This is a genomic window from Mesorhizobium sp. P2_D5, assembly GCF_056404355.1.
The window spans coordinates 646,388-667,639 of sequence record NZ_JBFUEE010000003.1; the positions used below are offsets into that span (position 1 = coordinate 646,388).

Annotated in this window: 16 protein-coding genes; 6 read left to right on the plus strand and 10 right to left on the minus strand. The window is 63.7% G+C overall.

Translation table 11 applies throughout. From position 1 onward, the window contains the following. Window positions 1–41 precede the first annotated feature (41 nt). The 6 genes from gntR (at window position 42) to AC1DYW_RS16505 (ending at window position 6,631) form a co-directional block, all read left to right on the plus strand. A complete protein-coding gene (gene gntR, locus AC1DYW_RS16480; RefSeq protein ID WP_457154921.1) occupies window positions 42–1,070 on the plus strand; it encodes an HTH-type transcriptional regulator GntR in 1,029 nt (342 codons plus the stop codon). Window positions 1,071–1,374: 304 nt separating this feature from the next. Next, window positions 1,375–2,502 (plus strand): sugar ABC transporter substrate-binding protein, encoded by a 1,128-nt coding sequence (locus tag AC1DYW_RS16485; RefSeq protein WP_095091454.1) that lies wholly within the window; start codon window positions 1,375–1,377, stop codon window positions 2,500–2,502. A gap of 79 nt (window positions 2,503–2,581) precedes the next feature. Next, entirely contained in the window at window positions 2,582–4,129 is a 1,548-nt protein-coding gene (locus AC1DYW_RS16490; RefSeq protein ID WP_477226928.1) for a sugar ABC transporter ATP-binding protein, read from the plus strand. Then, window positions 4,126–5,106, plus strand: coding sequence for an ABC transporter permease (locus tag AC1DYW_RS16495; RefSeq protein WP_457152510.1), 981 nt, complete (start codon window positions 4,126–4,128; stop codon window positions 5,104–5,106). Before AC1DYW_RS16490 ends, AC1DYW_RS16495 begins: the two co-directional genes overlap by 4 nt. Further along, window positions 5,103–6,089, plus strand: coding sequence for an ABC transporter permease (locus AC1DYW_RS16500; RefSeq protein WP_457152511.1), 987 nt, complete (start codon window positions 5,103–5,105; stop codon window positions 6,087–6,089). The genes AC1DYW_RS16495 and AC1DYW_RS16500 overlap by 4 nt, the downstream gene beginning before the upstream one ends. Before the next feature lie 2 nt (window positions 6,090–6,091). Continuing rightward, the gene (locus AC1DYW_RS16505; RefSeq protein ID WP_477226929.1) at window positions 6,092–6,631 is read left to right on the plus strand and encodes a gluconokinase; all 540 of its coding nucleotides are present in this window, start codon (window positions 6,092–6,094) and stop codon (window positions 6,629–6,631) included. On the opposite strand, the gene AC1DYW_RS16510 is transcribed toward AC1DYW_RS16505, so the two are convergent. The 10 genes from AC1DYW_RS16510 to pbpC form a co-directional block, all read right to left on the minus strand. Then, on the minus strand, window positions 6,628–7,077 hold the full coding sequence (locus tag AC1DYW_RS16510) for an RrF2 family transcriptional regulator (protein ID WP_013530871.1): 450 nt from the start codon (window positions 7,075–7,077) through the stop codon (window positions 6,628–6,630). The two genes, AC1DYW_RS16505 and AC1DYW_RS16510, sit on opposite strands and share 4 nt — an antisense overlap. A gap of 353 nt (window positions 7,078–7,430) precedes the next feature. Continuing rightward, window positions 7,431–8,417: a sulfate ABC transporter substrate-binding protein gene (locus AC1DYW_RS16515; protein WP_457152513.1), complete on the minus strand. Its 987-nt coding sequence runs from the start codon at window positions 8,415–8,417 to the stop codon at window positions 7,431–7,433. 226 nt (window positions 8,418–8,643) lie between these two features. Then, entirely contained in the window at window positions 8,644–9,684 is a 1,041-nt protein-coding gene (locus tag AC1DYW_RS16520; protein ID WP_095091460.1) for a sulfate/molybdate ABC transporter ATP-binding protein, read from the minus strand. A gap of 13 nt (window positions 9,685–9,697) precedes the next feature. Next, window positions 9,698–10,582 (minus strand): sulfate ABC transporter permease subunit CysW, encoded by an 885-nt coding sequence (gene cysW, locus AC1DYW_RS16525; RefSeq protein WP_095091461.1) that lies wholly within the window; start codon window positions 10,580–10,582, stop codon window positions 9,698–9,700. Further along, window positions 10,575–11,426: a sulfate ABC transporter permease subunit CysT gene (gene cysT / locus AC1DYW_RS16530; RefSeq protein WP_477226930.1), complete on the minus strand. Its 852-nt coding sequence runs from the start codon at window positions 11,424–11,426 to the stop codon at window positions 10,575–10,577. The genes cysW and cysT overlap by 8 nt, the downstream gene beginning before the upstream one ends. Window positions 11,427–11,448: 22 nt before the next feature. Continuing rightward, on the minus strand, window positions 11,449–12,477 hold the full coding sequence (locus tag AC1DYW_RS16535) for a sulfate ABC transporter substrate-binding protein (RefSeq protein ID WP_477226931.1): 1,029 nt from the start codon (window positions 12,475–12,477) through the stop codon (window positions 11,449–11,451). 227 nt (window positions 12,478–12,704) lie between these two features. After that, complete coding sequence (locus tag AC1DYW_RS16540; RefSeq protein WP_477226932.1) at window positions 12,705–13,808, minus strand: TIGR03032 family protein; 1,104 nt, start codon at window positions 13,806–13,808, stop codon at window positions 12,705–12,707. Between the two features lie 80 nt (window positions 13,809–13,888). Next, complete coding sequence (locus tag AC1DYW_RS16545) at window positions 13,889–18,178, minus strand: autotransporter outer membrane beta-barrel domain-containing protein (RefSeq protein ID WP_477226933.1); 4,290 nt, start codon at window positions 18,176–18,178, stop codon at window positions 13,889–13,891. A 167-nt stretch (window positions 18,179–18,345) separates the two neighbouring features. Next, on the minus strand, window positions 18,346–19,068 hold the full coding sequence (locus tag AC1DYW_RS16550) for a M15 family metallopeptidase (RefSeq protein WP_477226934.1): 723 nt from the start codon (window positions 19,066–19,068) through the stop codon (window positions 18,346–18,348). A gap of 18 nt (window positions 19,069–19,086) precedes the next feature. Continuing rightward, window positions 19,087–21,177: a penicillin-binding protein 1C gene (pbpC, locus tag AC1DYW_RS16555; protein ID WP_477226935.1), complete on the minus strand. Its 2,091-nt coding sequence runs from the start codon at window positions 21,175–21,177 to the stop codon at window positions 19,087–19,089. Window positions 21,178–21,252 lie beyond the last annotated feature (75 nt).

Consider the following 21,252-nt stretch of genomic DNA (forward strand, 5'->3'; position numbering starts at 1 on the left):
TCCGCGCGCTTTGGTGGGTGCTCTTCCGAGGGAGCGGGTCCTTGATCAAGCCGCGCTCGCGCCGGGGCGGTGGCCGCCCGACCATTGCCGATGTCGCGCGCAAGGCCGGTGTCGGCGCCATCACCGTGTCGCGCGCCCTGCGCGAGCCGGTGCGCGTCTCGGAGGAATTGCGCCGCCAGATTCAGGCCGCGGTCGACGAACTTGGTTATGTGCCGGACCCGAATGCGCGGGCACTGGCTTCGGCGCGCGCCGAGGTGTTCGGCGTGCTGGTGCCGTCGCTCACCAACAACGTCTTTGCCGAGGTGGTGCGCGGCATCTATGACAGCCTGTCGGCCAGCCCGTTCCGTATCCAGCTTGGCAACACCCATTATTCCGGCCTCGAAGAAGAGCGGCTGCTGCAGGTCTTCGGTTCGCAGCGGCCGGCAGCGCTGATCGTCGCCGGCATCGACCAGACACCGACCTCGCGAAAACTGCTGGAGAGCGCCGGCTGCCCGGTGGTGCAGGTCATGGAAACCGGGCCTGATCCTGTCGACATGATGGTCGGCTTCTCGCATTTCGACGGCGGCAGGACGGCGACCGAGCATCTGATCGAGACAGGCTACCGCCGCATCGGCTTCATCGGCGCGCGCATGGATCCGCGCTCGCAGCGGCGCCTGGCCGGCTATCGCGCGGCGATGGAGGCCGCCGGGCTGTTCGACCCACGCCTCGTCACCACCACGCCAGTGCTGTCGAGCGTGCCGCTCGGGCGCGAAATGCTCCGCGACGCGCTGGCCAAGGTACCGACGCTCGACGGTGTGTTCTGCAACAATGACGACATCGCGCTCGGCGTGTTGTTCGAGTGCCATCGCGCCTCGATCGCGGTGCCGAAGACGATAGGCATCGTCGGCTTCAACGATCTCGACATGATGCAGGTGGCGTTTCCTTCGATCACCAGCATCCGCACCCACCGCTATGAGATTGGCCGACGTGCGGTCGCCATGGCGCTGGCGGCGATCGCCGGTAACAGGCCGGAACAACGGATCGTCGATCTCGGCTTCGAACTCAAGCGCCGCGAGAGCACTGCCCGTTGAAACACACAGAAGCGACTGTGTGAATGCCGGTTTACACAACGTCATGGTAGCGCTACCAATTCCCCAAAATGGAAATTTACGGCAAAGGCCAAGTCCTGTTTATTATATATAAGCGACAGCTGATGCTTGTTTATTATGTATAATATGATAGTTTTTGTTTCCGATTTGGAGGTGGCAAAGGAGGGAATCGGGTCGACATTGGCGACTTAAGAAAGCGCGAGAGGCAAGACAGGAGGTGTCTGGCCGGACGCGTGAAGTGCATGGCAGCCAACAACAATCAAAACTGCAACTGGGAGGAATATCGATGATCAAGTCACTCGTGGGTGGCATCGTTGCCGCCACTGCATTTGTCATGCTCAACTCGGCCGCAATGGCCGCCGGCCCCGAAGTCGTGAAGGGACCAGCCGCCGAACCGGACTGCTTCGCGCCCTGGGCCGCGGATACGCAGTTCTTCAAGTTTCCCAAAAAAGATGGCCCATACCGGATCGCGCTCGCCAATGGCTATATCGCCAACACCTGGCGCATCCAGATGATCCAGACCGCCAAGGCTTACGCAGCGCAGAAGGACGTCGCCGCCAAGCTGAAGGAATTCAAGGTGGTGTCGACCGGCGAGGATGTGCCGGCGCAGATCTCGGCGATCAACAACTTCATCGATTCCGGCTATGACGCCATTGTTGTCAACGCGCAGAACCCGACCGCTTTCGCGCCGGTCATCAAGCGCGCCAAGGAAGCCGGCGTGGTGCTGGTCGCCTTCGACAACATTCTCGATACCAAGGATGCCATCAACGTCAATGTCGATCAGAAGGGCCTTGGCGAACTTTGGGGCAAATGGCTGACCGGCCATATACCCGAAGGCGGCAAGATTCTTGAAGTCCGCGGCGTTGCCGGCACGTCGGTCGACACCGATCGCCATAATGGCATCCATGAGGTTCTCGACGCTTCGGGCAAGAAATGGGACGTCACCGAAGTCGCCGGCAAGTGGGACGATCCGACGGCACAGAAAGTCACGGCTGACGCGATCGCCACCAATGGTCCGTTCGTCGGCATCACCGGCCAGGGTGGCGACACCGGCATCGTGCAGGCGATGATCGACGCCAAGCATCCGTTCGTGCCGTTCGGCGGCGAAACAGAGAACGGCTTCCGCAAATTCTGCGCGGCCCATGCGGCGGACGGATTGAAATGCTCGTCAGCCGGTACCGGCCCCGCCCAGGTGGCGGTTGCCATCAAGACGGCGATCGCAGCCCTTGAAGGCAATGTCGTCCCGCAGTCGGTCAAGCTGCCGCTTGCGATCGTCGAGGATCCGAACTTCAAGGCAGGTCAGGATTTCTTCCCTGATCAGTCCGACAATTTCTTCGTCGGCAATTCCTTCCCGACCTGCGGTATCAATTTCACCGCGCAGGAAATCATGGGCCAGACCAAGGCCGACCAGTAGCTGCACCCAGGCGCCGCGGGATATTCCGCGGCGCCGACCACTCGATATCCCTAGTCGTCAAAGAGCCTCGGGAGGCCCGATGGACGGTGCGATTCCGCTCTTCCGGATGGAAGGCATATCCAAGCGCTATGGTGGTGTGCGGGCGCTGGAAAAGGCCGAGCTTTCGGTCTCATCCGGCAGCATTCACGGCATCCTCGGCGAAAACGGTGCCGGCAAATCGACGCTGATCAAGGTGATGGCCGGTGTCGTTGCGCCCGACGAAGGGCGCATGACGTTAGATGGCCGCGAGGTGACGTTCGCTTCGCCGGCTGCCGCCAACCAGGCCGGCATCGTCTGCATCTTCCAGGAACTGTCGCTGGTTCCTGAACTCAGCGTTGCCGACAACATTGTTATCTCAGACCCGCCGACGCGGTTCGGCATGATCGACCGCAAGGCACAACGCCGGATTGCGGAGGAAGCGTTGGCGCGCGCGGGCGCAGCAGATATCCACCCGCTGGCGCTGGTCAAGGACCTGCCGCTGTCGCGCCGCCAGATGGTCGAGATCGCCAAGGCGCTGGCACGCAAGCCGCGCATCCTGATCCTCGACGAGGCGACCTCGGCGCTGACCGCGACGGATGTCGCCAAGATTTTCGGCGTGCTGAAGCGACTGCGCTCGGAAGGGCTGGCGCTGCTCTATATCTCGCATCGCATGAACGAGATCGCCGAACTGGCCGACCAATGCACGGTGTTTCGCAACGGTCGCAATGTCGCCAGTTACGCGGCGGGCACAAAGAGCGACAATGAAGTCGTCGAACTGATGATCGGGCGAGAATACAGCCACATCTTTCCGCCGAAGCCGCCACGCGCTTCGGCTGCCGCCGTTCCGGTGTTGGAGGCACGCAAGCTTTCATGGACCGACCGGTTGGACAATGTCTCGCTGACTGTTGGGGCAGGCGAGGTCCTCGGTCTTGGCGGCCTCGACGGTCAGGGCCAACGCGAACTGCTGCTTGCCTTCTTCGGGGTGTTGCGCGGCCTGTCGGGCCAGATCCTCATCGACGGCAAGCCCGTTGCCATCGCCAGCCCCGCCGCCGCACGTGAAGACGGTATCGGCATGGCGCTCATTCCCGAAGACCGCAAGACCGAAGGGCTGATGTTGCCGATGACGGTTCGCGAAAACCTGTCCTTCGCCGCGCTCGACCGGCTGTCCAAAGCCGGCATCATCGACCGTGCCGCCGAGCAGCGGCTGATCGACGACATGGTCGGCCTGCTGGCGATCAAGACCGCGGGGCTCGACATTCCGGTCGGCGCGCTGTCGGGCGGCAACCAGCAGAAAGTGGTCATCGCCAAATGGCTGATGCGCCAGCCGCGCATCATCCTGCTCAACGATCCGACGCGCGGCATCGATGTCGGCACCAAGCAGGAGCTCTACCAGTTGATGCGCAAGCTCGCCGATGCCGGTGCTGCGATCCTGTTCTATTCGACCGACTATGACGAGCTGATCGGCTGCTGTGACCGCGTGCTGGTGCTCTATGATGGGGCGGTCAAGCGCGAGTTGATCGGCGCCGAGATCACCGAGCGGGCGCTGATCGCCAGCGCGCTCAACATCCATGGCGAGGAGAGCCCCGTGAGCCTGGGAGCAAACGCGTGAAGGATTGGCGCTACTGGCTGGCCGAGCAGCGCGGGACGCTGCTGGCGCTCGGCATCTTCATCGTCATGTTCGTCATTTACACCTCGAACCACCCGGCCGGCTTCACCGCCAATGTCGTGCAGACGGCAGCGAACAAGGGCGTGCTGCTCGCCTTCGTCGCCATGGCCCAGACGCTGGTGGTGATCACCGCCGGCATCGACCTGTCCGTGGGCATGATTTTCACCCTGACCAATTGCCTGGCGTCCTGGCTGGTCATCGGCACTGGCATCGAAACCGCCTTCGGCGTCCTCGCGGTGCTCGGCACCGGGCTGCTGTGCGGGGCGATCAACGGCGCCATCGTCATCTATGGAAGGCTGCAGCCTATTGTCGCCACCATCGCCACCGGCGCCGTCTACTTCGGCATTGCCCTGCTGCTGCGACCTTTTCCCGGCGGCTCGGTCAATGAGGACCTCGCCGACGCTTTGACCGGACGACTGTTCGGCGTGGTGCCGGCAAGCTTGGTCGTGCTGTTGGCCGTGGTGTTGTTTGTCTGGGTGCCTTTCAGCCGCTCGGTGCTCGGTCGTGCGGCTTACGCAGCCGGCTCGTCGGAGACGGCCGCCTACATGTCCGGCGTGCCGATCCGCCGTGGCAAATTCGCCGCCTACGCACTGGCCGGGCTGCTTGCCGCAGTCGGCGGGCTATTCCTGACCTTCTTCACCTATACCGGCGACGCAGCCTATGCCAGCGGCAACGCCTATACGCTGTTCTCGATCGCCGCCGTCGTGCTCGGTGGTGTCTCGCTGTTCGGTGGCAAGGGCAGCGCCATCGGCGCGATCTTCGGCGCGCTGGCGTTCCGCACCATCGGTGACCTGCTCTTCGTCTTCGATTTCGATCCGCTCTGGCAACCGCTGTTCCAGGGCGTTATCCTGCTGATCGCGGTCAGCCTCGGCGCCTTCGCCCTGTTTCGGGTCCGCAACCGGCTGGAGTGGTTCCTGTGAGCGAAACGACGCTTGGCGGCATTGCCGGCCGCATGCCCAGATTCATCCGGCGCGCCGATCCGGCGGTGCTGACGGCCTTTGCCTGCATCGTGCTGCTGCTGTTCCTCGGCAGCCTCTATTCCAGAAGCTTCCTGTCACCTGAATACCTTCTGCAGCAGCTCAAGGTGGCGTCATTCCTCGGCGTCATCGCCACCGGCATGATGCTGGTCATCCTGCTTGGCCAGATCGACCTGTCGGTGCCATGGTCGGTCGCAATGGGCGCCATGATGGCCAGTGCGGCAGCCGCCTATGGTCCGGTCGGCGTGGCGGTGGCCATCCCATTCGGCATCGTCTGCGGCATGCTGATCGGCGTTGTCAACGGCATCGGCGTCGCCTATCTGCGCATCCCCTCGATGATCATCACGCTGGCCACCAACGCCGTCGCGCAGGGGCTGATGGTGGTCTACACCGGCGGTTTCTCGCCACAGGATTCGGCGACTGGCGCGATGCGCTACCTGGCGACTGGTTTTGCCATTCCGGGCGTGCCCAACGCGGTCATCATCTGGGCGCTGATCGGCGCGGCGATGGTGTTCGTACTGACCCGCACCAGCTTCGGCCGCGCCGTCTACGGCATCGGCAACCGCGAGCGCGCCGCCTATCTTTCGGGTATCGACACGCGACGCGTGGTGATGATCGCCTTCGCCGTCTCCGGCGGGCTTTCGGCCTTCGGCGGCGTGCTTCTGGCCGGCTATGCTTCGAAGGCGGCGCAATCGATGGGCGACGCCTACCTGTTGCCGTCAATCGCGGCAGTGGTGCTTGGCGGTACCTCGATCCTGGGCGGGCGCGGTTCCTATCTCGGCACCGTTGCAGGCGTCATCCTGATCACGCTGCTGCAATCCATCCTGTCGGTCATGCAGATGCCGGAGGCGGGGCGGCAGATCATCTATGGCATCGTCATCGTTGCCATGCTGTTGCTCTACGGCCGCGCGCCGGCAAGCCGCTGACAGTGGACGAAAAGACAGAACAGGCGCCAACGGGCGCTCCCGGTTCGGTGCCGGCCATTGTGGTGATGGGTGTCGCCGGCTGCGGCAAGTCGGCCGTCGGCACCGCGCTGGCCGCCGTGCTGGGCGCCATCTTCATCGAGGGCGACAGGTTGCATCCGCCCGAAAACGTTGCGCGCATGGCAAGCGGCGAGCCGCTCACCGATCAACTCCGTGAAGGCTGGCTCGACGCGATCGGCGAGCGCATCGTGGCGTCGGTCGGGCAGGGCGAAGGCGTGGTTGCCGCCTGCTCGGCGTTGAAGCGCAGCTATCGCGAGCGGCTGAGCGGCTTCTGCCCGGAGATCGTCTTCCTCTACCTGGAGATCGACGCTGCCACGGCGAGGCGACGCGTCGCCGGCCGCAAGGGTCATTTCATGCCGGCAAGCCTGGTCGACAGCCAGTTCGCCATCCTCGAGCCACCGGCGGCGGATGAGCGGGCATTGACGCTCGACGCGATGCGCCCGGTCGGCGAACTTGTCGCTGCCGCGGTTCGTCAGATGCGCTAAATCTGCGACGTCAGTTCGACCGGAAAATCATCATTGTCGGCGTCGCGCATGGCGGCGAGGCTGCGATTGTCCAGCACTTCGGCAATCGCCTGGCGTACTTCCAACATCATGTGCCGGACCTGGCAGGTCGCCTCGTCGCAGTCCTCGCAGCGCTGATACTGTGTGCGGCTGGCGCAGGGGATCGGCGCCAGCGGTCCGTCAAGCACGCGCACGACATGGCCGATCTTGATTTCGGAGGCCGGCCGGGCAAGGCGATAGCCGCCTTCCTTGCCCTTGCGGCTCTGGACGAAGCCGGCGTTGCGCAACTCGCCCAGGATGGCATCGAGGAACTTCTTCGGGATGTTGTTGGCGACCGCGATGTCGTTGACAAAGGCCAGTTGGCCAGCCGGCAGGCCGGACAGATGCACAAGGGCCTTGAGGCCGTATTTGCCTTTTTTAGTCAGCATGCCCAGATCAACCCATTGAAGCCCCAACCACCCGCATCTGGCGACTGTTTGTGTGCAAATAATGACGTTTTCGCCGCGCGATGACGTTTCGCGAAAACAAGCCGCCAGATGGCACGTTAGGCACAAACGCGTTGATTCTTTGTAACGTTTTGCATGATGAAGCCGATAGAGCATGTTCCACCCGATAGAATCGGGATGGAACTCTGCTTCTCGGCTCGAACATGATTCTGGCGAAAACCGGATTCCGCTGTTCGGGATCATGCTTTGGTCCGCTGAATACCGGATTGCCGGCGCACGAAACGAAAAAAGCCGGCACAGCGCCGGCTTTCGCGTTCACCTCGGATGCTGCCCCGTCAGCGGCTGCCGTAGGTCTGGTCGAGCAGGCCGCCGGCGGCGAAATGCTCCTTCTGCACCTTGTCCCAGCCGCCGAAGACGTCGTCCACCGTCAGCAGGCGGACATCGGGGAAGTCGGCCTTGTATCTGGCGGCGACGGTCGCGTCGCGGACCCGGTTGCCGTTCTGCGCGAGGATGTCCTGGCCTTCCGGCGTGTAGAGGAAGTCGAGATAGGTCTTGGCCAGATCGCGGGTGCCATGCTCGTCGGCCACCTTGTCGACGATCGCTACCGGGAATTCGGCCAGCAGGCTAACCGAGGGCGTGACCTGCTCGAACTTGTCGTCGCCATATTCCTTGCGGATGCCGCGCGTCTCGGACTCGAAGGTGATCAGCACGTCGCCGATCTCGCGCTGCACGAAGGTGGTGGTCGCGGCGCGGCCGCCTGTGTCGAAGATCGGAACGTTGTTGAACAGCTTGGTGATGAATTCCTTCACCTTGGCGTCGTCGCCCTTGAAGGCTTCCTTGGCGTAGGCGGTGGCCGCCAGATATGTGTAGCGCGCATTGCCCGAGGTTTTCGGGTTGGGGAAGATCACCTGGACGTCGTCGCGCACGAGGTCGTTCCAGTCCTTGATGTGCTTGGGGTTGCCGGCGCGCACGAGGAAGGACGGCAGCGAATAGAAGGGCGAGGCGTTGTCGGGAAAATCCTTCTGCCAGTCAGCCGAAACGAGGCCCTTCTTGACCAGGAAATCGATGTCGGTGACCTGGTTGAAGGTGACGACATCGGCGCCGAGCCCTTCGGCGATGGCGCGCGCCTGCGCCGAGGTGCCGGCATGCGACTGGTCGACGGTGACGCCTGGATGCCCTGCGATGAAGGCCTTGTTGACCTGGACGAACAGTTCGCGGCCGACATCGTAGGATGCGTTGAGCAGTTTGTCGGCCGACCAGGCTTGGGAGGATGCGAGGAACAGGCCGGCTATGGCGGCGACGCCAAGGAAAAATCGCTTCATGAAACGGGCTCCGATGCAATGTGTTTATGGTCGAACCATAGCCGTGGCGCAGGGTACGGGACGAGGCACGCGCAGCGGCCCGTGCCCTAGCCACGAGAAAAGATATCGCCAAAACGGCCGGCTGTTAGGATCTCTTTTCTGGCATGGATATTTTCGATGCCCCAGCCGGCACAACGACGCTGCGTGCGCGCACAATCCTTCCCGAACGATGGGCAGGCGGATTGGATCAAGCGGTCGGGAAGAGCTTCCAGCGACCGGGGCGGAAGGCCACCCGACTTTTCTGCGCCGCGGGGTGATCGACCGGCAGTTCGATTTCGACCCGCTGGCGCTCGCCGCCGATCTCGAGTTCCACTCGCCGCGTGCCGGCGACGCGGCGACTGGCCGCGACCGTGCCGGCGATGCAGCCGCTGCAGCCGTCGAGCAGCTCGACATCGTGCGGGCGGAAGAACAGCGTCGCGTCGCCCGAGGGCTCGTGTGGCGCGGCAAGTCCGATCGGGCGGTCGGCAAGCCAGATCTCGCCATTCTCGACCTTGACGGGAAGCGAGCTCGATTCACCGATAAAGCCATAGACGAAGGGCGAGTTCGGCGTGTCGTAGATGTCGTCGGCGGTGCCAACCTGCTCGATGCGGCCCTGGCTCATCACCACGACGCGGTCGGCAAGCTCCAGCGCCTCTTCCTGGTCATGGGTGACGAAGACGGTGGTGTGGCCGGTGGCGTCATGGATTTCGCGCAGCCAGCGGCGCAACTCCCGGCGCACCTGTGCGTCGAGCGCGCCGAACGGCTCGTCGAGCAGCAGCACCTTGGGTTCGATCGCCATGGCGCGCGCCAGCGCCACGCGCTGGCGCTGGCCACCGGAGAGCTGAGCCGGATAACGCTTTTCCAGCCCTGAAAGCTGGACGAGGTCGAGCAGTTCGGAAGCGCGGCGGCGGATCTCCTGCGCCGGCGGTCGCGACGGCCCGTGCCGGACCTTGAGGCCGAAGCCGATGTTGTCGGCCACCGTCATGTGCCGGAACAGCGCATAATGCTGGAAGACGAAGCCGACATTGCGCTCCTGAATCGACCTCTGCGAGGCGTCCTCGTCGCCGAAGAAGATTTTTCCTCGCGTCGGCCGCTCCAGCCCCGCAATCAGCCTGAGCAGCGTCGTCTTGCCGGAACCGGACGGCCCCAGAAGCGCGATCAGCTCACCCGACTTGATGTCGAGCGACACGTCGTGAAGCGCCGGAAACCGGTCAAACTCCTTGCGCACGTTGGCAACGCGAACTTCCATGCAAACCCCTCTATCAGTGTCCGCGCGTCGCGGCGATCTCGGCGCCGTAGCGCATCTCGAGAAGTGTTTTCAAGACCAGCGTGACGAGCGCCAGGCCCGCAAGCAATGAAGCGACGGCAAAGGCGCCGACGGCGTTGTACTCGTTATAAAGGATTTCGACATGCAGCGGCATGGTGTTGGTCAGGCCGCGTATGTGGCCCGACACCACCGACACGGCGCCGAACTCGCCCATGGCACGTGCATTGCACAGAAGCACGCCATAGAGCAGCCCCCATTTGACGTTGGGCAAGGTCACGTACCAGAAGGTCTGCCAGCCATTGGCGCCGAGCGACAGGGCTGCCTCCTCGTCGCCATTGCCCTGTTCCTGCATCAGCGGGATCAGTTCGCGGGCGACGAAGGGAAAGGTCACGAAGACGGTGGCCAGCACGATGCCCGGCACCGCAAACAGGATGACGATGCCATGCGCCTTCAGCCAGCCGCCGAGCAGCCCCTGGGCGCCGAACAAAAGCACATAGACCAGACCTGAAATGACTGGCGAGACCGAGAAGGGCAGGTCGATCAGCGTGGTCAGGAAGGCCTTACCCTTGAACTCGAACTTGGCGATCGCCCAGGCTGCGGAGATGCCGAAGACGATGTTGAGGGGCACCGAGATCGCTGCGACAAGCAGCGTCAGCCGGATCGCCGAGCGTGCGTCGGGATCGCTCAGCGATTGCGTATAGGCGCCGACGCCTTTCGCCAGTGCCTCGTTGAAGACGATGATCAGCGGCAGCAGCAGGAAGATGCCGAGGAAGGTGAAGGCAACGGTCATCAGCGCCACGCGCGCCGGGCGGCTTTCCGTGACGGCCGCCGACTGGCTCTCGTGATGCGGCTCGTAGGATTTGATCTCGGGATCAGCCATAGCGCTTGCGGCTCCATGTCTGCGCGAGATTGACGACCAGCAGCATGACGAACGACAGAGCGAGCATGATCGCCGCGATCGCGGTCGCAGCCGGATAGTTGTATTCCTCCAGCCGGATGACGATGAGCAGCGGCGCGATCTCGGATTTGTAAGGCAGGTTGCCGGCGATGAAGATGACCGAGCCGTATTCGCCGACGCCGCGGGCGAAGGCCAGCGAAAAGCCGGTGACGATGGCCGGCGCCAGCCCTGGAAACAGGATGCGGGTGATGATCTGGAAGCGGCTGGCGCCAAGCGTGGCGGCAGCTTCCTCAACCTCCTTGTCGATCTCCTCCATGATCGGCTGCACGGTGCGCACGACGAAGGGCAGGCCGATGAAGACCAACGCGATGACGATGCCGAGCGGCGTATAGGCGACCTTGATGCCGAGCGGCATCAGCAATTTGCCGATCCAGCCGTTCGGCGCGTAGAGCGTGGTCAGCGCGATGCCGGCCACCGCCGTCGGCAGCGCGAAGGGCAGGTCGACCATGGCATCGACGATGCGGCGGCCGGGAAAGCGGTAGCGCACCAGCACCCAGGCGACCAGCGTGCCGAAGACGACGTTGACGGCGGCCGCGATGAAGGCGGTGCCGAAGCTGATTTCCAGCGCCTTGATGGTGCGGCGATCGGTGGCGATGGCCCAGAATTCAGGCCAGCCAAGGGCGATCGAGCGCCAGAGCAGCCCGGATAGCGGGATGAGGATGATGAGGGTGAGGTAGGCAAGCGAGAAGCCGAGCGTCAGTCCGAAACCCGGAATGACACTCGGCTGTCTGAACCGCCACCCCGCCTGCGCGGGTGCTGTGGTCATATCGTCCTGATCTAGATCTAGCTCACTGGGCCGGCTTGTAGATCTGGTCGAATATACCACCGTCGCCGAAATGATAAGGCTGTGCTTTCTTCCAGCCGCCAAAAAGCGGATCGTCGATGGAGATCAGCTTGATGTCGGGTGTCTTGGGAAGATCAGCCGGAGCCACAAGTTCGGGCTTGGCCGGACGATAGTGGTTCTTGGCGATGATTGTCTGGCCTTCCTTGGAATAGAGCCAGCCCAGATAGGCTTCGGCGACCTTGCGCGTGCCCTTGGCGTCGACATTGGCGTCCACCACCGCCACCGGCGGCTCGGCCAGGATCGAAGTCGGGGGATAGACGATGTCGAAATTGTCCGCGCCGAATTCGTCGAGCGCCAGATAGGCATCGTTCTCCCAGCCAATCAGCACGTCGCCGATGCCCTTTTGCGCGAAGGTCACGGTCGAGCCGCGGGCACCGGTGTCGAGCACCGGGGCATTGGCATAGAGCTTGCCGACGAATTCCTTGGTCTTGGCCTCGTCACCGCCGTCGTTGGCGTTGGCGTAGGCCCAGGCGGCGAGATAGTTCCAGCGCGCGCCGCCGGAGGTCTTGGGATTGGGCGTGATCACCTGGGTGCCGTCCTTTACCAGGTCGTTCCAGTCATGGATGCCCTTGGGATTTCCCTTGCGGACAAGGAAGATGATGGTCGAGGTGTAAGGCGCTGAATTGTTTTCGAATTTGGTGCGCCAGTCGGGATTGATCTTCTTCGACTTGGAGACGATGGCGTTGATGTCGCCTTCGAGCGCCAGCGTCACCACATCGGCGTCGAGGCCGTCGATCACGGCGCGGGCCTGGGCACCCGATCCGCCATGCGATTGCTGGATGGTGACCGTCTCGCCGGTCTCGGCCTTCCAATGCGCCGCGAAGGCTTCGTCATAGGCCTTGTAGAGCTCGCGCGTCGGATCGTAGGACACGTTGAGGATGGTGGTGTCGGCAAACGCGAAACCGAGCGTGCCGAACTGGACAGATGTGGCGACCAGTGCGCCGAGCAGTTTCCTGAAATGAGGTTTGGTCATTTCTGCCTCCGTTGAACCGGCGCCAAATCTACCGAATTGATAGAAATTAGATGCATTCAATGTTGCCTTTTTTGGCCCCCTGAAGAAAATGTTCGACGATATTTCGCTGTGCGGAGAAATTTCTTCCTCATGGCTGCACTGAGCGAACGGCGAGCCTGCCTGATGTTTGATCTAGGCTTTGGACCGGCCGGGACAAGGACTTCGCCTGCCGGGCCCGATTCGCGCGCTCAGCCTTCGCTGTCGATGGTGATCAGCGAAGCCATGTTCGGGCTGTTGAGCGGCACGGACGAAGGGCAGCGGCAGCCCGCAATGACGGCGACGTCGAAAAGCTCGGTGATGTGTCCCTTCAACTCGATCCACTCGGCTATGCCGCCGGTATGCAGGTCGATGATGTAGAGCGCGCAGCGCGGCTCGGCGTCGCGCGTCTGCAGATTGTCCTGTAGCGGCAGGTCCTTGAACAGGCCATCGCGCGGCAGCGAGGTGGTGACGATGGCAAAGCGGCCATGAAAGCTCAGGCCGCGCAGGAAGCCGGGGCAAAAGGCGATGTTCTGCCGCTGTCCGGTTCCGGGATCGATGCGGACCAGGAAGCCGCGGCCGGAATCCAGCACCCACAGCGCACCGTCATGGACGCGTGGCGAATGCGGCATCGACAGATCGTCGACCACCACTTGGTCCTCGGTGATGTCGATGATCATGCCGCCTTCCCAGCGGCGGTCGCGCCAGCCGCCGACCGAGTCCGACCGGCTGATCGCGCTGACATAGCGGGCGCGCCCGTTCTGCATGGCGAGACCATTAAGATGACAGCGGTCCTCAGGCACCAGCTTGCTGATGAAGGAGGGCTTCCACAACGGCCGGAAGGAATGCGTCGGGCTCAGCGTCGCCAGGCAAGAGAACTTGGTGTTGATGAACACGATCTGCCCGTCTTCGCGCACGGCCAGTTCATGGATGTCGAGGTCGCCTGTGTAAGAAGCGGCGCGCGGTACATACATGCGGTCGTAAATGGCGTTGGCGACCTGGTCGGGTCCGAGGATGTTTTCCAGCCGCCACACCGCCGTGTCGGAAGCTAGGATGATGCGCTGCCCGGCAACGGTCACGCCCATGGCCCTGACGAAACTGGTCTGGTGGATCGAGGCCTTCCTGTCGCCGGTAAGGCCGACCAGGAACAATTGCCCGGTCTGGTAGGAGGTGAAGGCCAGCGAGCACTGCGCCGTCTCCATCCAGTTGATGAAGCCGCGCGACAGCGAGATGTTGGTCCGCTGTTCGGCCGCGCTCGGAGACGCGGCTTCGGGCGGTTTCGCCGGGGCCTCGTCAGTGGCCTTGGATGTGCTCACGCTTGCTCCATGGGTGGACCTAGTCATGACTACGCCGGCCGCGAGGGCCGGCGCAAGAAGTTCAGATGCAATCCGCTGGACTACCAGCCGTAACGGAGTGCCGCGCCAATGGAGCCGGCGCTGTAATTGTTGCCGAAGCGGACGCTGCCGCGGACCACGCCGGACCAGTTGCTGGCGCTGGCCACGTTCACGCCGACGCCGACCTCGCCGAACGTGCCGTTGCCGGCGCTGTCGGTGGCGGAGAAGGCGCTGCCGGGGAAGTTGATGTCGACGGCGTTGCTGTCGCCGAAATGGTTCCAGACACTCAGCGTCAGGTCCGGACTGACGGTCATGCCGTTCATCTGCATATCGGTGCCGATGCGCACGCCGATCCTGGCGCGGCCGCTGCTGCCGTTCTGGAAGTCGATGTCGCCGCCAAACAGCGATACCGAATCCATATTGGTGCGGACCCATTCCAGGCTGGCTTGCGGCTCGATGAAGCCCCGGCCCATGGCGACGCGGTAGCCGGCGTCGAGGCGCGCGCCGATATTGGTGGCGTTGGTGCTCGCCTTGCCGCCGACGTCGTTGATGTCGACATCGAGGAAATCGGCCTTGACGAGGCCGTCGAGGTAGAAGCCGCCATTCAGGTAGGTAGCATAGGCGCCGACCGTGCCGCCCTTGTAGTCCCAGCTGTCGTCCGTCGCCTTGAAGTCGAGCTTGGAGGTGACGTAGCCGCCCATGACGCCGAACAGTATATCGCCGCCGGCGACACCTTCGAGCCCCATGTCGATGCCGCCGAGGAAGGCGCTGGTGCGCTGCTTGCGATCGAGGTTGAGGGTCTCGGCCTGCAGCGAGACCGGATCGGTGAAGCTGACGCTGCTGTCGCGATTTGACCAATCGCCGGACACCCGCGCCCAGAGGCCGCCCATGCGCGCGGCGAGTTTTTCCTCCGGCATATCCGCATTGTGGACGCCACTTTCCTGCGTGCGCAGATCCGCCATGCGGTCCTGCCAGAAGCCGGTCGTATCCAGCCACACATCCTGTGCCCCGGTCACGCCGGCAGGCAGTTCGAAACCGGCATTGTCAAGCCCGATGGAACGCAGGCCGTGTGTGTTGCCCTGCAGGAACAGGCCGTAGGTGAAGAAGCCGGCATTGACGGGACCAGCCAGATCGAAATCGCTGTCGGCGGTTGTTCCGGTCACCGTGACTACGGGGATGAAGACCGCCGGCGCGCCGGCGCCGACGACATTCACGACCAAATCGGTATGACCGGACGAATTGCCGCCGATTGTCAGAGTGTCGGCGACGCCGGTGGTAAAGTTGGCGTCGACGCCGAGCTTCGAATTGCCCTGGCCGGTGAAGTTGCCGCTGGTGATCAGCTTGTCGCCGGCCACGCCATCGATCATCGTCGTCAGGCCGGCTCCGGAGCCCAGGCTGCCGTTGACGAAGCTATCGAGGCCGATGAAGCTGACGGTGCTCGGTGACGAGCCAAAGAAGCTGCCCGATGCGTAGAGGGTGCCGCCATTGTTGAGCGTATCGCTGCCGGCGCCGAATTTGCTGTCGGTGAATGCCCTGAAGACGCCGGTATCATTGACGTTCATGACATTTCCGGCGTCGCTCAATTCGACCCGGCCGGCAATCACGCCGGCATCGTCGATCCTGGTTGTTCCGGCGGTCGACTTGATGGCCAGGTTGTTGTTGGCGCCGACAAAGCCCGACGTGCCGATGGTGACCGTGGAGCCGCCGGTCGAATTGACCTGCAGGCCGCCAAGCTCGCCGCTGATCTTGCCATCGTTGGTGACGAGGATCGTGCTCGATGTACCGGTCGCGCCAGCGATTGCGCCGAAGCCCACGCTGCCGAACAGTTCCGCATTGTTTCCGCTGTTGCCGATGACGATGTTGCTGCCGGCGCCGCTCGTGTAGGCAGCCAGCCCGGCAACGCCGCCCTTGGCATCGACGGATGCCGTATTGGCGACGGCAATGCTGCTGTTGTCGCCAATGGACTTGGCATAGAGGCCTTCGCCGGCCGTCGAGGCGATGTCGCCGCTGTTGGTGACGCTGATGGTGCCTCCGGCTCCGTAAGTGCCGGCGGCGATACCCTTGCCCCCCGATTTGATCACGGCGGCATTGGTAATGTTGATCGTGCCGCCATCGTCGGGATTGGAATTGCCCGGGTCGGACGGATCCTTGTTGCCGGCCTGTGCAAAGATGCCCGACGCATAGCTTCCTGTCGTGGTTATCGTGCCGCCAGCCTTGTTGCTGATGACGATGCTGCCGTTGCTGGTGGCCGGGAAAAGGGGGCCCTGGCAGCTGCAGGTGCCATAGAGGTTGGCGATCGCGGTGATGCCGTTCGCACCGACGCCGATGGTTGTGATCGCGCCACTGTTGGTGACGCTGATCTGGCTGTTGTCGCCATTGACATTGGCGGCGATGCCGGACGAACGACCGTTCGTCGAGGTGCTGTCGCCGGTCTTGATGGCGCCGCTGTTGTCGACGGTAACCATGCCGCCGTCGCCGTAGGCCTGGGCGAATATGCCTTCGGAATTGGCGGCCGTAGTGATGCTGGCGCTGTTGGTGACCGAAATGTGCACGTTGCTGGCCGAGGAATAGGTGCCCGAGGCCTGTATGCCCGTCGCGTTAGGACCGCCGGCGGTCGTGTCGATGGCGCCGCTGTTGGTGATATCGATGGCTATGTCGCTGCCGATGGCAACAGCCAGGATGCCGTAGGAACCGTTGTCGCCCAGTTTTCCGGCTGTGATCGCGGCCGAGTTTGAAACCGTTATGTCGCCGCCATTGCCATAGGTGATGGCGGCGATGCCGGTGTGGCCGGAACTTATCGTGGCGGCATTGGTAATAGTGATGGTGCCGCCATTGTCGGGGTCGGTATTGCCGTTGCTCCCTGCCAGCGCGAAGATGCCGAACGTACCGGTGCTGGTGTCGATGGTGCCGCCGGCCTTGTTGTCGATCACAATGCTGTCGCCGCTGCTGCCATAGGAAATAGCGACCGCCGTAATACCATTCGCGTTCGGATCCGTGGTTGTGATCGCCCCGCTGTTGGTTACGCTGATCTGGCTGCTGTCGCCGTAGACGTTGGCGACGATACCGAGCGAGCCGGCGTTGAGGGCGCCGCTGTTGTCGATGGTGACCGTGGCGCCGGTGCCATAGGAGCGAGCGAGGATGCCTTCGGAATAGGCGCCAGTGGTGATGCTGGCTGTGTTGGTCACTGAAATGTGCGCGTTGCTGTAGTCGTAGTAGCCAGCCGTCGCCTGGATGCCGACAGACCGGTGACCGCCGGCGGTCGTGTCGATGGTACCACCATTGGTGATGGTGATGGTCGCGTCACTGCCGTAGGCGACGGCCATAATGCCGTCGGAGGCATTGGCGCCGCCTGTGCCGGCCGTGATATTGCCCTTGTTGTCGATGGTGATGTTGCCGCCTGCGCCATAGGTGAAGCTGGCGATGCCGATATTGCCGGCACTGACGGTGGCGGCGTTGGTGATTTTGACCGTGCCGCCATGGTCCGGATTGCCGGCCTTGGCGAGGATGCCATCGGCGCCGGCGCCCGTCGTGGTGATGGTTGCCTTGTTGCCGATGACGATGCTGCCATTGTCGCCATTGTAGTAGTTGGCGATCGCCGAGATACCCGAAGCGGTGTCGCCGATCGTGCTGATGGCGCCACTGTTGGCGATGTTGATCTGGCTGTTGTCGCCGTCGACGGTGGCGAATATGCCGGACGATGTGCCGATCTGAGAGGCACTGGCGCCGGTCTGGATGACGCCACTGTTGTTGATCGTCACGACGTTGTTGGACCCGTAGCCGGCATTGGCGTAGATGCCCTCGGCGTTGGGGCCTGCGGTCAGGTTGCCTGAATTGGTGATGGTGATGTGGGTGTCGCTGCTGAAAACGGTGCCGCTCGTGGCGGCGTCGGTCGCCTTGATGCTGTCGCTGTACGAGTTGATGGTGCCGGTGTTGTTGATGGTGATGTCAGCGCCAATGCCGTTGGTGCCGGCATAGATGCCACGCGCGCCGGTAGACTGCGAGAAAGTCGGCCCCGGAATGAGTGAAGTCGAAGTCGTGGTCAGCGGCCCGCTGTTGGTGATGTCGACGATGTTGCCATTGCCGGTCGTCACAATGCCGATGGCGTTGTCGCCAGCCACGGTTGCAGTGCGTACGACGGTGTTGGTGCACGAGATCGGCGTTGCAGCGCCGTTGACCGTGATCGGCGAGGGCGAGGCCGGCTGCGTGCAGTTTGCCGCGAATGACGGGGACGCGCAGAGCGCTACCAGCGTCGAGCCGAGCGCCGTGCCCAAAAGCAGCGAGCGGCGACGCTTTGGACATAGTTGAACGACGTCGCGCACGAACACGACGTCAAAACCCGACGTAAAACCCATTGGAAGCCCTCCAGCGGCCATGCGTATCCTTGCGGAAGGGAATTGCAATTCGAGTCTGCGTGATTTCAGGGCAATCACTAGTGACGGGCAATTTAAGTTGTATTTATACAACAACTTGTTGAAGTATCAGGTCGCTGAACAGCAGTTCCACCGGTTTGGTGGCTGTCTCACCTGGCGGTGACGGGAAAGTCGAATCGCTGCTTGGCGAACGGTTCATTTGCCAGCGTGAAATGCCACCATTCGCGCGCATAGTTTTTGAAGCCGCCGGTGCGCATGGCATCGAGAAGCATCTTGCGGTTTACCGCGGCTTCGCCGGCGAGCCCGCGGTGTGCGGTCTCGCTTATCGGGTCAAAGCAGTCGAAGCCGGTGCCGAAATCGAGCGTGTCGGCTTCGACAGCACCGCAGGCCGGTTTCGAGGCGGATCTGCTGTCGGCTCGCGCGATGGCGACATCGACCGTCGAGCCACGGGAATGGCTGGACAGTTCACCGACATAGCCCTTGGCGATGAGGTCGCCTCGCTTGACCCGCGGATACCACTGCGGATCGGGCGGCCCGCCCTCTCGCGACCATTGCCCCATGTCGGTGACGGCACGGGCAGGGCGGTAGCAATCGAACACGACCAGCGTCAGGCCATTGGCGGCAATCGCCTTCTGGACGTCCGAAAGCGCCTTGGCCGCCTGCTCGGTGAGGATGCAGGCCGGCGCTTCATAGCCGTTCACCTTGCGGCGCAGGAAATTGCCCGATCCGGCGTAACGGATGTCCTGGCGGATCGAAGGGTCGATGGCGGTGAGGTGAACAAAGCCGGCGGGCAGGGTGTCGGCATGTGTCGGCAGAGCGAAAGCCGCCACCATCAGCGCGCAAAAGCCAATGCACTGAATCGCCTGGCGCATTCTATTCAAGGAACGCTTTCACTCGACGAACACTTTCACGCTTGCTGCGCGTCCAGCGGCATCGATCACGGTCAGCGTCGAGTAGCCGGCGCCATCCGGCTGCCAGGTTGCGGTGCGGCGGCGGTCGATGCCGGTCAGCGGCTTGCCGTTGGCCAGCCAGCGGAACGGCGCCCGGCCGCCTTGCAGCTTCAGCACCAGCGGCGAGGCAGCGGCTGAGTTGGTGCCGAGGTCGACGCGAGCGCCGTCCGGCGGAAAGATGATGGTCGGCGCGGGTTCGGTCGGTGTCGCCTGCACCAGGCCGTCCGAGCCGGTGCCGAAACGGGCGAGCGTCATAGGCAGGTCCTCGCGTTTGGGACTGAAGACGCCGGGAGGCTTGCCCGGCAAGGGCACGGTGGCGAGGCCGGAACGGACAAAGCCCTCGAACAGGATCGGGGCGGCCGAGACGTAGCCGGAGAGGCCGGGAACCGCGCCGGCGTCGGGGCGGCCGACCCAGACGCCCAGCACGTAGCGGCCGTCGAAGCCAACCGACCAGGCGTCGCGGTAGCCATAGGAGGTGCCGGTCTTGTAGGCGATGCCGCGCTGCGAGGCGCCCTCGGGCGGCTTGACGCCAGAGAGGATGTCGATGATCTGCCAGTTGGCCTGACCGTCGAGGATGGTGGCGGTGGTGCGCTCGGCATTGGCCGGCTCGGTGCCGTCATGCAGCGTGTGCGTCTTGCCGCCATTGGCGAGGCCTGTGTAGAGCTGGACGAGATCGCGCAGCGACACACCGACGCCGCCGAGGCCGATGGCCAGGCCCGGCGCCTCGTTGACCGGCAGCGTGGGGCTGACGCCAGCCTGGCGAAAGCGCGCCATCAGCCGCGTTGGCCCGACCGCGTCCAGCACGCGGATCGCCGGCACGTTGAGCGACAGCTGCAGCGCTTGGCGGATGCTGACGTCGCCCTGGTAGCCCATGTCGAAATTCTTCGGCCGGTAGCCGGAGAAATCGACCGGGCTGTCGTCGATCAGCGTTTCCTGCGCCACCAGGCCCTGCTCAAAGGCAAGTCCATAGATGAACGGCTTCAGCGTCGAGCCGGGCGAGCGGACGATCTTGGTCATGTCGATCCAGCCGGAGCGGCTGGCATCGAAGAAATTGGCCGAGCCGACCTCGCCGAGAATGTCGCCGGTGCGGGCGTCGGCCAGCACCATGGCAACGGAGAGGCGAGGCCCTAACTTGGTGGCGGCGTCCCTGGCGACCTGCTCCAGCCCCTCCTGGACGCTCTTGCGGATCGTCAGCTGCACGGGTTGGCCGGGCACGGCCTTAGGCAGCATCGCATAGGCGGCGTGCGCGGCGAGCGCCGGCAAGGTGCGGCGCAGGCCCGACACATCGTCGAGGGCGGCACGCGCCGCCTCGCGCTCGCCGAGCAGGCCGGAGGAGACCATGCGGGTCAGCACCCGGTCGCGCGCGGCGTGGGCGATCTGCAGGTTGCGGTCGGGCCGGCGCTTTTCCGGCAGCTGCGGCAAGGCTACGAGCAGGGCGGCTTCGGAAACGGTGAGCCGCTTCGGCTCCTTGCCGAAATAGGCCAGCGAGGCGGCGCGCACGCCTTCCAGATTGCCGCCATACGGCGCCAGCGTCAGGTAGCGTTCGAGGATCTCGCGCTTGGACAGCCGCCGCTCGATCTGGATGGCACGCAGCATCTGCTTGATCTTGGAGCCGAGGCTGCGGCTTTCGCGCGGCTCGATCAGTCGGGCGAGCTGCATCGACAGGGTCGAGCCGCCGGAGACGATATGGCCGCTTGTGGCGAACTGGCCGGCGGCGCGGGCCAGCGCCAGAACGTCGACGCCCCCATGGTCCCAGAAGCGCTTGTCCTCATAGGTGACCAGCATGTCGACGAACTGCTTGTCGACCTGGTCGAGCCTGGTTTCGAGCCGCCAATAACCGTCCGGCGTGGCGAAGGCGCGCAACAGCTGGCCGTCGCGGTCCTGGACTTCCGTCGAGACCGTGAGCTCGGCCGGGAGCGGCGGCGGAAAGGCGCGGTCGAGTTCCCAGAGGGAGGCGACGGAAAGGGCAAGGATGCCGGTGCAGGAAGCTGCGGTGACGGCTGCGCGGCGCAGGACTTTTCTGGAGAGCATGGTGCTGCCCCTCATCCGCCTGCCGGCACCTTCTCCCCGTCTGGTGACGGGGAGAAGGGGGATGTCGCTGGCGCC